Origin of the sequence: Sphaerospermopsis reniformis (assembly GCF_005402885.1) — a bacterium.
Taxonomy (GTDB): domain Bacteria; phylum Cyanobacteriota; class Cyanobacteriia; order Cyanobacteriales; family Nostocaceae; genus Sphaerospermopsis; species Sphaerospermopsis kisseleviana.
The window spans coordinates 1-13,639 of the sequence record NZ_BJCE01000149.1 but is presented as its reverse complement, the minus strand read 5'-3'; the positions used below and the strand labels follow the sequence as shown (position 1 = coordinate 13,639).

Below are 13,639 nucleotides of genomic sequence, written 5' to 3'. Positions count from 1 at the left end.
ATAAAAGTAAACGCAATTGCAATACCTGTCGTACTGGTAGTTGTTTTGAGCGCGTAGGGGGATAATTGACTATCCCTTTTGAGCAAGTCTTAAAGAATCTGCGTGTCTTTAGACCGCAGAGTGTCAACACCATACAAAACGCGATGAGCGCAAGCAAAACCTTTATGGGGAGAAAGGTATTTTTGATATCCGCTAATTGCAGAAACACTAATGTTTCTACTCACAGCATCCCATAGAGAAATTTGCATATAAAAATCCCGTTTTTATGTGGGGATATAGTGAAGAAGCAAGTTAGCAGGGAGCAGGGGAAATTATTTGTATTTTTCCCAGTTCCCAGTCCCCAGTCCCCAGCCTAAACCAGAAAACCAACAACTTAGTTAATATTAGAATTTTTTGTAGTTATCATTTACAAAAATCTACTCATAACCCTTGATTGAGTATTTTTACTTGCGTTTTTATGACGAAATGTTAAGGAATATTGCAATTCTGTCAAAACATTAAGCTTGAGCGTCATATCAGCCGAAACTCCATGATAGGATGCTTTCGGTAAATGTGAAGATTGGGAGTAAACCTTTGACATTACGGGTTGCTGTTGTGGGTTCGGGCCCAGCCGGTTCATGCGCTGCTGAGACATTAGCAAAAGCTGGCATTGAAACATATTTATTTGAGCGCAAGCTAGATAACGCTAAACCTTGCGGGGGTGCTATTCCCCTGTGTATGGTAAGTGAATTTGATCTACCTCCAGAAATCATTGACCGTCAAGTGCGGAAAATGAAAATGATTTCTCCCTCTAATCGTGAGGTAGATATCAATCTGGTAAATGAAGAAGAATATATAGGAATGTGCCGTCGTGAGGTTCTGGATGGTTTTCTCCGTAACCGTGCGGCTAAATTAGGCGCAAACTTAATTAACGGTACAGTTCAAAAACTGGATATACCCACCAATAACAATGATCCCTATACAATTCATTATTTTGATCATGCCGTAGGTGGTGATAGGGGAGAACCTAAAACCCTAAAGGTAGATTTGATTATTGGTGCTGATGGTGCTAACTCCCGCATTGCTAAGGAAATGGATGCAGGGGATTACAATTATGCGATCGCCTTCCAAGAAAGAATTCGCATTCCTGAAGACAAAATGGCCTACTACCATGACTTAGCGGAAATGTATGTAGGTGATGATGTTTCTACTGACTTCTACGCTTGGGTATTTCCCAAATACGATCACGTAGCAGTTGGTACTGGCACAATGCACGTTAACCAACGAGACATCAAGAAATTACAAGCTGGTATTCGCGCCCGTGCTGCGGAAAAATTAGCTGGTGGTAAAATCATCAAGGTAGAAGCTCACCCCATTCCTGAACATCCCCGTCCTCGTCGTGTAGTTGGCCGGATCGCTTTGGTTGGTGATGCTGCGGGTTATGTTACCAAGTCTTCTGGTGAAGGTATTTATTTTGCAGCGAAGTCTGGGCGGATGTGTGCAGAAACCATTGTTGAGGTTTCTAACAATGGTGCGCGTATTCCTTCTGAGAAAGAGTTGAAACTTTACATCAAACGTTGGGATAAGAAATACGGACTCACTTACAAAGTGTTGGATATTCTGCAAACCGTGTTCTACCGTTCCGATGCTACCCGCGAAGCGTTTGTAGAAATGTGTGATGACATGGATGTACAACGGCTAACTTTTGATAGCTATTTGTATAAAACTGTTGTTCCAGCTAACCCCATTACACAATTGAAAATTACAGCGAAAACCATAGGTAGTTTGTTACGTGGTAACGCACTTGCTCCTTAATGGGTGACTGGGGACTTGGGACTGGGGACTGGGGACTGGGAATGTTAATTTTTTATTTTTTCTCATTCCTGGATATCCTGATTGCTGTAGGGGTTTAGCAAAAGCTGATTTTTCTCAACTTGAGGTTAAAACCATCACCGGACTGGGAATAAATTCCCAGTCTCATAGTAAAAAGCATTTGGGTGATAATTTGACGGAAAAATAAGACATCTAGATAACCCAAGTTGCTAGTTATGGGGAAGAGCGATAGCTACGCTGCACTTCGTGAACGCTAGGGTGAAGTTTGGGAAATAATTAGGGAATAGGGAATAGGGAATAAATCAAGTCAAAAGTCAAAAGTCAAAAGTCAAAATTAATAAGTTTTGCCTCCTGCCTCCTGCTTCCTATCACCAATCACCAGCATTAATAGTTGCTTGAGGTAAGATCAGCATGGCATCACCAAAGGAATAAAAACGATATCGAGATGCGATCGCTTGTTCATAAATTTTTAACAATCTTTCTCTACCAATCAACGCACTTACCAGCATCAATAAACTAGAACGGGGTAAGTGAAAATTCGTAATCAAACCTTGTACCACTCGCCATTGATAACCAGGATAGATAAATAAATTTACCTTGCCCACATAAGGTTGTAAATCCCCTGATTGTGCCGCACCTTCTAACGCCCGAACTACTGTAGTACCAACGGCAATAATTCGCCCTCCAGCAGCCTTAGTAGCCTTAATTTGTTCTACTGTAGCATTACTAACTTCAATCCATTCTTCGTGCATTTGGTGAGTTGTTACATCTTCTACTTCCACTGGACGAAAAGTACCCACACCGACGTGCAAAGTTAAAAAAGCTTGATTAATGCCAATATCGCGTAATTTTTGTAAAAGTTCTGGTGTAAAGTGTAACCCGGCTGTGGGTGCAGCGATCGCCCCCTGTTCCTGGGCATAGACAGTTTGATATTGTTCATCAGCAGCAGAGGAAGCATTAATATAAGGAGGTAAAGGTATTTCCCCGAACTTCTCCAATACTTGCACCAAAGGCACATTTTCCGGTAAATCAAACTGCAATAACCGCCCCCCATTGGCTTCATCTCTTTCTACAACTGTGGCTGTTAGTTCATTACCCGCAGCTAATTTTTGCCCATCAAAAATAATCTGAGTTCCTGGTTTAAAGTATTTTCCCGGCTTCACCAAAGCCAACCAACAGTTATGCTGTCGTTCTTCCAACAGCAAAACCTCTACCTCCGCACCCGTAGATTTGCGGCCATATAACCTGGCTGGAATAACTTTCGTATTATTCATCACTAACAAATCCCCAGATTTGAGTATTTCCACTAAATCTCGGAAAATGTAATCAAGTGCTGGTTTTTCTACTCCCGTACTCAGGGAATCTATCACCAACAAACGAGAACTATCTCTAGGAACAGCCGGGTTTTGGGCAATTAATTCCGTCGGTAGTTCATAATCATAGCCAGATAAAGAACGGTCTAAATCCACACCTTGATTTTCTAAGTTAGACATTTTTCTAAAAGGTAAACAGGGAATAGGTAATGGGTAATGGGCATTGGGCATTGGGCATTGGGCATTGGGCATTGGGTTATTCATCCTCCCAGTCACCAGTCACCAGTCACCAGTCCCCAATCACCAATCACCAATCATCAAAATTGGGTAAATCTCCCCATATAAAAACGGGGACTTTTACCCTAGCAGGAACTATCCTTGAACCAGGAAGATATAGATGTAGGATTAGATTTGATCCCAAACACCATCATGGAATATTTATATTACCTGGCAAATGCTAGTCTAACGCTCAGGGTAGTTCAACACCTGCACAACAGACCCCAAACTCCTGTTTCTTTTATCACCGTAATTCATCAAATTGATGGTTGGGTAGTGAGGATTAAACTTAGAGAACCGATCTCAGCCCAAGAAGACGGTGATTTTCGGGCTTTCTTCAATGAATTAGGAATTAGTTATGAGCCACCTATGAGGATACAAATGGCACTTTGGAGCTTGGAGGCGGGACAGTATCCCGTGGACGTAATGCGTCGCTACCAAGTAGCTATTGTATCTCATGGTAGTTCAGAAAAAGAAGAAATCGAAGCATTCAGACAACAGTTTGTCCAAGGTTTGGGCTATTGTCCAGAAACTTTGGCTTGAAAATAGGTGACAGGTGACAGGTGACAGAAGGAAGTTTACCAATTACCAATTACCAATTACCAATTACTAATTATCAATTTATGGTTGATAGATCAAAAGCTGCTGGAATGTATTCGAGCAGCTTAAAGTCATATCCTGGTATTGATAAATTAGCTAGGGTTTCTGGGGTAAATCTTGCCCCCTGAAGATTTTGGGACAAGGGTTGACAAAAGACAATAGCGACATCAAAACGACAAGAATAATCAGCTTTTTCAGGATACTGATCTAAAAATATTCCTGCTGTGTGACAGAGTTTTGCTTGTTTTTTTGGGGTGATAGCGTTTCTACCTCCAGCATCCCAACTACCAGCACTGCGGGTTTTTACCTCTACAAATGCCAGTATTGAGTTTTGATGATTGGTAGTTTGCTTGTTTGCTGTTTCTTTTGTATCATGGTACTGGGCAATAATATCAATTTCTCCCCAGCGACAAGAAAAGCGACGGTGCAGAATTTCCCAACCTGTAGATTTTAACCACTGTGCTACTAGGTCTTCTCCTATGTTACCAATATCAGCATAATTAGATGGAGGAGGTTTAGACATGAATTAATAAACCCAATACAAAAAATACCATGAATATTAAGTATCGTTTTTTGTCACTTATCCTCAGTTTACTGCTTTGGGCGCTCATTCCCATAACGGCATTAATAGGTTTAGCATCACCAGCTTTAGCACTAGAATACAACAAAGAAATTTTGATAGAAGCAGATTTTTCTGGACGTGATTTAACAGACTCTAGCTTTACTAAGGCTAACCTTCGTCAGAGTAATTTTAGTGGTGCTAACTTGCGTGGTGTGAGCTTTTTTGCTGCAAATCTAGAATCAGCAAATTTAACGGGGGCTGATTTAACTAATGCTACCTTGGATTCTGCACGTTTGATTAAAGCCAATTTAACTAATGCTGTTTTGGAAGGTGCATTTGCGGCTAGTGCCAAATTTGATGGTGCTATAATTGACGGAGCAGATTTTACTGATGTGTTGCTGCGTTCAGATGAGCAAAAAAAATTATGCAAGTTGGCTAAAGGTACTAATCCTGTCACGGGTAGGGATACAAGAGATACTTTATTCTGTCCGTAGTTACTACTATTCGGCTATCAGCAGTCAGGAGTTAATGGTCAGCTTGATCAAACATTGTGACTCCTGTGTAGGGGTTTAGCAATGCTCATTGGTGTCAACTCAGACCACAAATAGCTTTTTTGTTTAGCTTCCAAACCCGCCCGGAACTTAAGTTCCGGTATAAGCTAGAACGTCGATTCAGTAATGCTAGGTAATCTGTTTTTACCTTGTAGGGGCGAAGCATTCGGGTGATAACCTATCGCTGAAAGCAGTTCATATTCTGTCCGAATGCTATACGCCCTTACGATTAATAAATCGGTGTTCTAGAGAATGTTTCTAACTGAGATGGGTGAAGTGATGGAAGCTAATAAACTAATTCCGAAAATTGCAATTATTACCCCTATAATAGCTCTCAAACTGACTTTTTCACCCATAAAGATAGCAATGGGAATTACAAGTATAGGGCTGGTTTGCATGAGGGTTGAGGCAATACCCACGTTAGTTAATTTAATGGCTGTTTGTTGTAACCAAATTCCTAAATAAGTGCCTAAAAAAGCAGCTAAAAAACTGGCTAATATAACTCGTTTTGACTGCCAATAAGGATATACAAAGACGTTATTTCTCTGATTGGGCAAAAATGCCCAAATTAAAATTATTAATACTCCGGCAATTAATCTGAATAATGCTGCCCACAAAGGGGAAATATTCGTACCTGTAAATGCTGCACGGGAAAAAACAGCACCGATGGCGTTAGCTACTGCTGCTAACAAACCTAACCCTATTCCTGGCCATAGTTGTGTGGTTGCACCTTCACCATTATTACTGACTCTTTCGGTAACAACCCAAGCAACACCCAAAATAGTGAGTAAAATACCACACCAAGCATTGATGTTCAGACTTTCTTGGAGAAAAATTGTAGCAGCGATCGCACTCATGGGAGGGGCTAAAGTTCCCAACAGCAAAACCCGACGTGCGCCTAGTCTGTTAATAGCTGCTAAAAAAGCTGTATCTCCTAAACCAATACCTGCTGCACCACTGAGGAGTAGAAATAATAAGTTTAAGGGTGCAAGGGTGGGTAAAAAATCACCGCTGATGACGATTGTAATTAGCAACAGGGCGATCGCTATTATGCCTTTGATTAAATTTAGCTGTAAGGGCGGAATGCGTTGCCCTAATACTCCATATACCACGGAAGCGATCGCCCATAAACAGGCAGCAGACAAGGCTGCTAATTCACCTCTACCATTAGTTAAGCCAATAACTAAGAAACTATTAAAAATGATCTTAACTCCCCAAATAAGCCTGGAAACTATTTTTATAATATATCAAATATATATTAAATAATAATGGCACTCAAAATTAGCACTCTCAGTTCACAAGTGCTAATTTTTTAAAAAATTTTAAAAAATTTTAAAATCAGTAGATTGAACTTGTAATTTCTGTTTTTTGGCGTTATATTTGAATATATAGCAATCATATTTGATGCTGAAATCACTCATAAAAAATTAAATAGTTTACAGATTCCAGTCAATAGACTAACAACTCAACAGATTTGGAGGATGGGCATGAACTATACTTTTGACATTGTAGGAGTATCTCCAATTTTATACTTTTTCAATCACCAACAACAAAGTTTAGAAAAACCTCTACACCAAAAAGTTGAATATTTGGGAACTCAAACTTGTACATTAGATGCGTTTCTAGAATCTGTAGAATCAGTTCCAACTGCTGGTAGTTGGAATTTAGATCAAGTGGTAGATACAGTGATTGAATTTTGGTTGAATAATGCAGAGACTATTCAATATTGGAAAACTAGATTACAAGATGCTGGTAAAGATAATTTGCTGGTGGCTAGAGTTGGGGAAATTACAGCTTTACAAGCAGAATTTGAATCTCTGTTAGGTAAAAATTGGTGAGTCATTCGATTTTGGATTTTAGATTTTGGATTTTGGATTGAATCTACTCCTGACTCCTGACTCCTGACTCCTGACTCCTGACTCCTAACTCCTAACTCCTTACCACATTTATTCGTTTTCTAATGCTTGCAAAATTTTCCGATATAAATCTTCTACTTTCTGTATTTGCTGCTCTCCCAGTAAGGCATAATGAGCTAAACCAGGGGCGCTATTAATTTCCAACAGAGTATAATCTACAGTATAATCTACTATGGGTTGAGTAATATCAGCGGTGAGAATATCTACACCTGCTAATCTCAAACCCATATCTTTAGTGATATTAATCGCCAATTTTTGAAAATCAGGATGAATATTTTCCGTGAAGTCTATTGCATCACCACCTGTAGATAGATTTGCGTTGTCTAAAAGATAAATTAAAGTATCTTCAGCAAGTACACTATCAAAGCTCAGATTTTGTTTGTTTAATTTCTTGATAATGCGGAAATCTTCGACATCAATTAATATTTTTTCCCCTGTTTTGATTAACTGTTCACGTTTATTTTGTAGTAATTCTAAAATAGTAGATTTACCATCACCAGTGACAGATAAAGGTATTCTTTGATAAGCCGCTATAACTTCATTATCTAAAACTAAAATCCTAAAGTCATTACCTTGATAAAATCTTTCTACAATTAAGACAGACTGAGTAGCAAGTATTTTTTCTGCTACTTGATAATATTCCTGTTTATTATATACTTTAGTAACTAAAATTCCTAAACTGAGATTTAAAGGTTTAACAATTACAGGGAATCCTAATTCTTGGGCATAGTTCCAACCATCATGGATATTTCTGGGGTTGGCGACTTTTGCACACATTTTATCATTAAAAAATGTTTTTCCTTCCGTAACTTGATAACCAAGTTTACCCAAAAAATAATTAGAAAAGGCTTTATCTTGTGCTAAATTTGCCGAACCAAAACCATTAATATTGAATCTCGTGTTATCAAAAACGGTTATTTTCCCATTTTTAAACGTAATATGTCCAATTAGTTCATATTCAGGTTCTATTAAAATAGAAGCGCCCATTTCTGTAGCAACTTTTTTTAAAATTGATGCAGTGAATTTCATACAACATTCCTGTTTAATGTATCAGATGATTTCCCAGATTAGTAGGGGGCAATACGCAATATATATTCTCACAAATTGTAGATTCATGCTACAATGATTTACAAATTGATATGTAATTTTGTCTAAGTAAGAGGTAAATTTTTAACGAAAAATGTTGTTTTATTTACCAAGCATTCAGCACTGTTAATATTAACTTTATTTGTGTATCGTGAAAATTCTGGAAATAATATTTTCTAGGTTTTATTGCCTAGTAAAAACAAATTGTTGCACTAAGTATTGACAATCCAAGAATTATGTAATAACAAAGTGGCATCATCAATTAAAGGCGCTAGTGTTATTCCCCCTAAGAGACACACTAACGCCAATCAATCAAATTCATACGGATAATATAATCATGCCACAAAACACAGATGACAAAGATACCAAATCAAAAAATCCAGCAATTTCTTATAGAAATCGGCTGAATAGTTGGGCTATAGCTCGTGTGGTTGCGAATCAAGAGCGTATAATTATTGCCAGATTCCGTAGTCGTTCAGATGCAGATGGTTATATTCAGCACTTGCGTCAACTCATACCTGATGGTTCTTTCGAGATTTTCTTTGATTCTCAACGGGAAGCAGCAGCGATTTAAGCTTTGAGTTATCAATTGATAATTGATAATTGACAAGTGACAATTGGCAATTTTTTCATTCAACGTTTAAAAACTTCCCTTTACAGGGTAAAAAGCCAAAAATTTCGCTTTTTCAAGCCTCTCCTTTCAACGGAGAGGTAATTGTCAATTTTTCATTGTTAATTGTCCATTATTGAAGTGATCCTCAGATTCCCGACTTCGCAAAGAAATCGGGGATCTATATCCGAGTTGAGGAACTGGCTAAACAGTAAGCTACGGTTTCTAATATTTTGAGTGCTTGTAAGGAACTACGAATCAAGCGGGTAGCAGCTAGGGGTTTACGGATGAATGTTAAGGCCAGGGGTAGAGGTTGAAGTGAACCATCGGCACTAATGGCTGTTGTCAGGTCAGGTATATCATAGAGAGTATCATCACTAACGACTCGTAATATTGCGGTTGATATCCCCAGTGGCTGGAAAAATTCTAAGAATGTGAATCCTTCCATATCAACAACATCAGCGCCAGATTGTAGATGTAAATTTTGTTTTTCTGCTGCTAGGGATATGACGCGATCGCTCGTTAATCCCTGAACAAAAGCTACTTTATCCCCAAGTTGGTTATATATCTCTGTGATCAAGGTGCGATCGCACTTTTGCAGATTTCTTTGATACATACAATCTCGATAGAGAACTATATCACCAACCTTGTAATGCTCATTTAAACTGCCACATAAACCCATTAGCAGCACGCGTTGATTGAGTTGATTTAAATGTTGACAATTTTTTTCCAAAAACTGGTACAGTGATTTCATTCCCAGGGGTATTGCTATCACCTGCGGTTGCAAACCTTTAACACGACTTAAACCACGACAAACGGCTTGGTTTTCTGCTCCTTGGGGTACTAAAATTGTGTTAATCATTCCTGTTATTTTTAATAAGCTGTTATACAGCTAAATTGTATAATCCTAATATTCTGAACTCTTGTTTAACAGGCAAGATGCCTGTTCCACTTATACAAATTAAATGCACAACAGCTTACCCTTTGGTAATACCAATTCTGTATGAAGATGCGCTAAATTATATAACGAACCGCAAAGGACGCAAAGAACACAAAGAAAGAGGTCAGAAAATTTAGCGCAGGCTCATAAAGAAACGGTATAAACTGCTTTGTGTCTAAGTACCTTCATAGTTAATTTAATATGTTTTTTAATCTTTTTCAAAATCCTCAATCAGTAAATTCTAATTTTCAAGTAATACCTAATTGGTATGTAGCTTATGGAAAATTAGATAATAATGTAGATGCTTTAAAAGCAGATTTTACCTGGCAAGATCAACAATTTGCTGTTATTTATGCTTCCGAAAATTTTGCCATTAGTCTTAACGAAAGATTTGTATTAGTTGGTGATATATGGTTAAGTAATCGTTTAGAACTCCTCCAAAGAATAAATATTGATTCTACCCAAAAAATCAGTAATCAACAAATAATTGTACAACTTTGGGAAAAGTATAATTTTCAATGTTTAACCCTATTATTAGGGATGTTTAACTTAGTAGTTTGGGATCGAGAAAAGCAAGAATTATATTTAGTCAGAGATGCCATAGGTAGTCGAACTTTATATTATACAACTAAAGGTTCAACTTGCTGGATTGCTCCCAAATTAACCACCCTTGCACCTCATAGAAACAATGACTTAGATTTAATAGCATTAAGAGATTATCTTTATTGTGCATTTGTTCCAGGAGAAAGAACACTTTGGAAAAATGTTAAAGAAATGCGTCCTGGCACACTTATAGAAATGCCTTCAAATCAAGTTTATCATTATTGGCAACTCCAAGAAAAAGTAATAGATGTTAATCAACCTTTAGAATGGTATAGCGAGAAATTAAATGCTTTATTAAAACAAGTTATCAAAGAATATTTACCAGAAAATCAACCTTTAGGAGTATTTCTTTCTGGTGGTTTAGACTCTAGCAGTATTACCGCATTAGCAGCAAAATTACATAACGCACCAGTGCATACTTATTCCATTCATTTTGGTACAGAAACACCCAATGAATTAGAATTTTCTAGCTTAGTTGCACAACATTGTCAAACACAACATCACATTTTAGAAATTACCTTTCGGGAAATGTGGGAACGTTTACCAGAAACAATGTTATATTTAGATGATCCTATCGGTGATCCTTTAACAGTACCAAATTTATTAATAGGTAAACTAGCGAGAGAAAATGTAGAGATTACATTAAATGGAGAAGGAGGAGATCCTTGTTTTGGAGGTCCAAAAAATCAACCAATGTTGATTAATAGTTTATATGGTACAATTAATAATCAAGATGCTTTAACAGCTTATTTAATATCTTTCCAAAAATGTGCTTTAGACTTACCACAACTTTTAAAACCGGAAATTTGGCAAAGTGTAAAAAACGAATCTTCTGTGTTTTACCATGATTTAAATGCCGATGCTAATTATTTAAATAGATTAATGAAATTGAACATTAAATTTAAAGGAGCAGATCACATTTTAACAAAGGTGAATAACTTAACTCAAGCAGCAAATTTACAAGGTTTATCACCCTTATTTGATCAACGAGTAGTTGACTTGAGTATGCAAATTCCCCCAGAATATAAACTTTCAGGAGTGGAAGAAAAAGCAGTTTTGAAAAAAGCAGTCAGTGATATTTTACCAGATACAATTATTCAGCGTCCTAAAAGTGGAATGATGGTTCCTGTACAATTAGGATTTAGGAAATATTGGCAAAAACAAGCGCGGAAATTGTTGTTAAATAGAAATAGTGAGATTTCCGCTTATATTAATCAGGATATTTTGCGAAACTGGTTAGATTTTAAAGGTGATATTTGGGGGCGTTATGGTGTTAAACTATGGTTATTGGTAAGTTTGGAAATTTGGTTGCAGGTAAATACATCAGTATTAAAGAAATAGTCAAATGTTAAAAGAACTTCATTTAAGGTCTGTTGGACCATCTGCTCAATTTGATGTTGAATTTGCCGATAGAGTTAATATCTTTACTGGTGATAATGGACTAGGTAAAAGCTTTTTATTAGATGTTGCTTGGTGGGTACTTACCGGAAATTGGGTAGAACAAATTGCTTATCCACAAAGAAATACAGAACAACACCCAGAAATTATATCCCAAATTGAAACTAAATATGGTTTAAAAGATTATCAAAGTGGATTTAATTTTTCTGAACAACAATGGTTAAAAAACCAGTTACCTCCAGAACTAAACGAGGTAGTTATTTTTGTTAGAGTTGATGGTAGTTTCTCAGTTTTTGACCCTCTTCGTAGTCGTGAGAGTGCTTATAATTTTACTACAGATACTCTTTGGAATGGCTTAAAGTTCAAAAGAAAAGTTATTTGTAACGGTATAATTCAAGATTGGGGAACATGGCAAAATAAACCACAAAAATCACCATTTCAAATTTTATCTAATGTAATCAAAAAACTTGCTCCCCATCCAGATGAATGGATAGAAATAGGAGAACCAACACGCGTATCTGTAGATGATGTGAGAGACATTCCTACAATTAATCTTCCTTACGGTAATATTCCCATTACCCAAGCATCAGCAGGAATGAAGAGAATTTTGGGACTTGCTTATTTATTAGTATGGACTTGGTATGAACACCTAAAAGCTGCTGAACTAACACAGCAAGAACCAATGAATCAAATAGTTTTACTAATTGATGAAATAGAGTCTCACCTGCATCCTCGCTGGCAAAGAGTCATCTTACCATCTGTTTTATCAGTAATCAATGATGTATTACAAGATATGCCTTTTGTCACTACTCCGCCTATTTTTATTCCTTACCGCATCGAAAATATACAACAAAATATGAAAATACAAACTTTAGTTACTACTCATTCTCCACTGGTTTTAGCTTCATTAGAACCACTTTTTGATGAAGATAAGGACAAATTATTTCTATTTGAAATGCAAGGAAAAGACGTTGAACTGAATGAAATTTTCTGGACTAAACAAGGAGATACAGTAGGATGGTTAACTTCCGAAATATTTGGACTAAAACAAGCGCGTTCTCAAGAATCAGAAATTGCTATTGAAGCAGCAGAAGCGTGGATGCGTCATAATGATATGAGCGATTTTCCCGAACATTTGAAAACACAATCACAAATACATCAAGAACTGCTAAAACTTTTACCAGGACATGATCCATTTTGGCCGCGCTGGATAGTCACAGCAGAAAGAATCAATTCAGGTTTATAAGACTTATACTAAAGATGTTAAAGTTTAATCCACCACTAGAACCGCAAGATTTTGATGAAAAAGTGCGACAACCTGGTAATAATTGGTTAGCAAAAAATACAGATCATAAAAAAAGACCTATAGATTATTGGTCAAAATTCAAAAGTGATTTAGCTGATGGTTTTAATAATCTTTGTGGTTATAGTGTCATGTATGAACCTGTAGGAACTTTAGAGCATTTTTTATCTTGTGAAAATCATCGTCATTTAGCTTATGAATGGAGTAATTACCGTTTTGCTTCTGGTTGGATTAATAGTAGTAAAGGTACTCTTGATCACCAAGTTCTTGATCCCTTTGAAGTGGAAGATGAGTGGTTTGAAATTTTGTTACCTTCTCTTCAGTTAGTTGTTACTGATAAAGTACCACCTGAGAAACTAGAAAAAGCAGAATTTACTTTAAAAAGATTACGTTTGCAAAATGGCTCACAAGTGATGCGCCAGCGTCAAGTATGGTATAATTTATATTGTGCTGGTAGTATTGACTTAGAAGGGTTAGAAAAAATGGCTCCTCTAATTGCTCGTGCAGTTAAAAAACAACAAGCAAATTCTGACAAAGAATAATTAATTAGGGTTTGCTGAATAAACCTAAAACCTTGATATATCAAAGGTTAGAGGCTGATAAACAGGAAAAAAGTGCAAGGGTTTTGAAGGGTATACCGGAAAAAGTGTGCATTTTTTGGGATTTCAA

14 protein-coding genes and 1 pseudogene are annotated in these 13,639 nt (G+C 37.0%); 9 read left to right on the top strand and 6 right to left on the bottom strand.

Annotation, left to right across the window (positions count from 1 at the left end; all coding sequences use genetic code 11):
* Positions 1–128: 128 nt before the first annotated feature.
* Positions 129–248: pseudogene (locus FFR48_RS18530) on the bottom strand (membrane protein insertion efficiency factor YidD); the annotation flags it as partial.
* Between the two features lie 289 nt (positions 249–537).
* On the opposite strand from FFR48_RS18530, the gene chlP reads away from it, so the two are divergent.
* Positions 538–1,794 carry a geranylgeranyl reductase gene (gene chlP / locus FFR48_RS18525; RefSeq protein ID WP_137668383.1) on the top strand — a complete coding sequence of 419 codons (1,257 nt, stop codon included), beginning with the start codon at positions 538–540 and terminating at the stop codon, positions 1,792–1,794.
* A gap of 386 nt (positions 1,795–2,180) precedes the next feature.
* Here chlP and queA read toward each other — a convergent pair whose 3' ends face one another.
* Positions 2,181–3,305: a tRNA preQ1(34) S-adenosylmethionine ribosyltransferase-isomerase QueA gene (gene queA, locus FFR48_RS18520; RefSeq protein WP_137668385.1), complete on the bottom strand. Its 1,125-nt coding sequence runs from the start codon at positions 3,303–3,305 to the stop codon at positions 2,181–2,183.
* Positions 3,306–3,341: 36 nt separating this feature from the next.
* Between queA and FFR48_RS30175 the strand changes: the two genes are divergently transcribed.
* Together FFR48_RS30175 and FFR48_RS18515 are read left to right on the top strand one after the other, a co-directional pair.
* Positions 3,342–3,470, top strand: coding sequence for a hypothetical protein (locus FFR48_RS30175; RefSeq protein WP_268932448.1), 129 nt, complete (start codon positions 3,342–3,344; stop codon positions 3,468–3,470).
* Positions 3,471–3,554: 84 nt separating this feature from the next.
* On the top strand, positions 3,555–3,944 hold the full coding sequence (locus tag FFR48_RS18515) for a hypothetical protein (RefSeq protein WP_137668384.1): 390 nt from the start codon (positions 3,555–3,557) through the stop codon (positions 3,942–3,944).
* Between the two features lie 73 nt (positions 3,945–4,017).
* Here FFR48_RS18515 and FFR48_RS18510 read toward each other — a convergent pair whose 3' ends face one another.
* A complete protein-coding gene (locus tag FFR48_RS18510) occupies positions 4,018–4,524 on the bottom strand; it encodes a YraN family protein (protein ID WP_096565088.1) in 507 nt (168 codons plus the stop codon).
* 29 nt (positions 4,525–4,553) lie between these two features.
* On the opposite strand from FFR48_RS18510, the gene FFR48_RS18505 reads away from it, so the two are divergent.
* Complete coding sequence (locus tag FFR48_RS18505) at positions 4,554–5,057, top strand: pentapeptide repeat-containing protein (RefSeq protein ID WP_096565086.1); 504 nt, start codon at positions 4,554–4,556, stop codon at positions 5,055–5,057.
* A 302-nt stretch (positions 5,058–5,359) separates the two neighbouring features.
* Here the strand turns inward: FFR48_RS18505 and FFR48_RS18500 are convergent, their stop codons facing one another.
* The gene (locus FFR48_RS18500) at positions 5,360–6,295 is read right to left on the bottom strand and encodes a DMT family transporter (RefSeq protein WP_096565084.1); all 936 of its coding nucleotides are present in this window, start codon (positions 6,293–6,295) and stop codon (positions 5,360–5,362) included.
* Between the two features lie 306 nt (positions 6,296–6,601).
* Between FFR48_RS18500 and FFR48_RS18495 the strand changes: the two genes are divergently transcribed.
* Entirely contained in the window at positions 6,602–6,952 is a 351-nt protein-coding gene (locus tag FFR48_RS18495) for a hypothetical protein (protein ID WP_137668382.1), read from the top strand.
* Between the two features lie 108 nt (positions 6,953–7,060).
* Here FFR48_RS18495 and FFR48_RS18490 read toward each other — a convergent pair whose 3' ends face one another.
* Positions 7,061–8,059 carry a cyanophycin synthetase gene (locus FFR48_RS18490; RefSeq protein WP_137668381.1) on the bottom strand — a complete coding sequence of 333 codons (999 nt, stop codon included), beginning with the start codon at positions 8,057–8,059 and terminating at the stop codon, positions 7,061–7,063.
* A gap of 394 nt (positions 8,060–8,453) precedes the next feature.
* Here FFR48_RS18490 and FFR48_RS18485 point away from each other — a divergent pair, with 394 nt between their 5' ends.
* Positions 8,454–8,690: a hypothetical protein gene (locus tag FFR48_RS18485; protein ID WP_137668380.1), complete on the top strand. Its 237-nt coding sequence runs from the start codon at positions 8,454–8,456 to the stop codon at positions 8,688–8,690.
* A 217-nt stretch (positions 8,691–8,907) separates the two neighbouring features.
* Here the strand turns inward: FFR48_RS18485 and FFR48_RS18480 are convergent, their stop codons facing one another.
* Positions 8,908–9,588: a 5'-methylthioadenosine/S-adenosylhomocysteine nucleosidase family protein gene (locus FFR48_RS18480; protein ID WP_096565076.1), complete on the bottom strand. Its 681-nt coding sequence runs from the start codon at positions 9,586–9,588 to the stop codon at positions 8,908–8,910.
* Positions 9,589–9,867: 279 nt separating this feature from the next.
* Here FFR48_RS18480 and FFR48_RS18475 point away from each other — a divergent pair, with 279 nt between their 5' ends.
* The 3 genes from FFR48_RS18475 to FFR48_RS18465 are packed head-to-tail and all read left to right on the top strand — an operon-like array spanning position 9,868 to position 13,512.
* A complete protein-coding gene (locus FFR48_RS18475; RefSeq protein ID WP_137668379.1) occupies positions 9,868–11,610 on the top strand; it encodes an asparagine synthetase B family protein in 1,743 nt (580 codons plus the stop codon).
* 4 nt (positions 11,611–11,614) lie between these two features.
* Positions 11,615–12,913, top strand: a complete 1,299-nt coding sequence (locus FFR48_RS18470; protein ID WP_137668378.1) for an AAA family ATPase — start codon at positions 11,615–11,617, stop codon at positions 12,911–12,913.
* 14 nt (positions 12,914–12,927) lie between these two features.
* The gene (locus FFR48_RS18465) at positions 12,928–13,512 is read left to right on the top strand and encodes an HNH endonuclease family protein (RefSeq protein WP_137668377.1); all 585 of its coding nucleotides are present in this window, start codon (positions 12,928–12,930) and stop codon (positions 13,510–13,512) included.
* The last annotated feature ends 127 nt before the right edge of the window (positions 13,513–13,639 follow it).

What these genes read in the sequence shown, in the direction of transcription:
- chlP (WP_137668383.1), top strand. Translation starts at nt 538, where the DNA reads ATGCTTTCGGTAAATGTGAAGATTGGGAGTAAACCTTTGACATTACGG.
- queA (WP_137668385.1), bottom strand. Translation starts at nt 3,305, where the DNA reads ATGTCTAACTTAGAAAATCAAGGTGTGGATTTAGACCGTTCTTTATCT.
- FFR48_RS30175 (WP_268932448.1), top strand. Translation starts at nt 3,342, where the DNA reads ATGGGCATTGGGCATTGGGCATTGGGCATTGGGCATTGGGTTATTCAT.
- FFR48_RS18515 (WP_137668384.1), top strand. Translation starts at nt 3,555, where the DNA reads ATGGAATATTTATATTACCTGGCAAATGCTAGTCTAACGCTCAGGGTA.
- FFR48_RS18510 (WP_096565088.1), bottom strand. Translation starts at nt 4,524, where the DNA reads ATGTCTAAACCTCCTCCATCTAATTATGCTGATATTGGTAACATAGGA.
- FFR48_RS18505 (WP_096565086.1), top strand. Translation starts at nt 4,554, where the DNA reads ATGAATATTAAGTATCGTTTTTTGTCACTTATCCTCAGTTTACTGCTT.
- FFR48_RS18495 (WP_137668382.1), top strand. Translation starts at nt 6,602, where the DNA reads ATGAACTATACTTTTGACATTGTAGGAGTATCTCCAATTTTATACTTT.
- FFR48_RS18490 (WP_137668381.1), bottom strand. Translation starts at nt 8,059, where the DNA reads ATGAAATTCACTGCATCAATTTTAAAAAAAGTTGCTACAGAAATGGGC.
- FFR48_RS18485 (WP_137668380.1), top strand. Translation starts at nt 8,454, where the DNA reads ATGCCACAAAACACAGATGACAAAGATACCAAATCAAAAAATCCAGCA.
- FFR48_RS18480 (WP_096565076.1), bottom strand. Translation starts at nt 9,588, where the DNA reads ATGATTAACACAATTTTAGTACCCCAAGGAGCAGAAAACCAAGCCGTT.
- FFR48_RS18475 (WP_137668379.1), top strand. Translation starts at nt 9,868, where the DNA reads ATGTTTTTTAATCTTTTTCAAAATCCTCAATCAGTAAATTCTAATTTT.
- FFR48_RS18470 (WP_137668378.1), top strand. Translation starts at nt 11,615, where the DNA reads ATGTTAAAAGAACTTCATTTAAGGTCTGTTGGACCATCTGCTCAATTT.
- FFR48_RS18465 (WP_137668377.1), top strand. Translation starts at nt 12,928, where the DNA reads ATGTTAAAGTTTAATCCACCACTAGAACCGCAAGATTTTGATGAAAAA.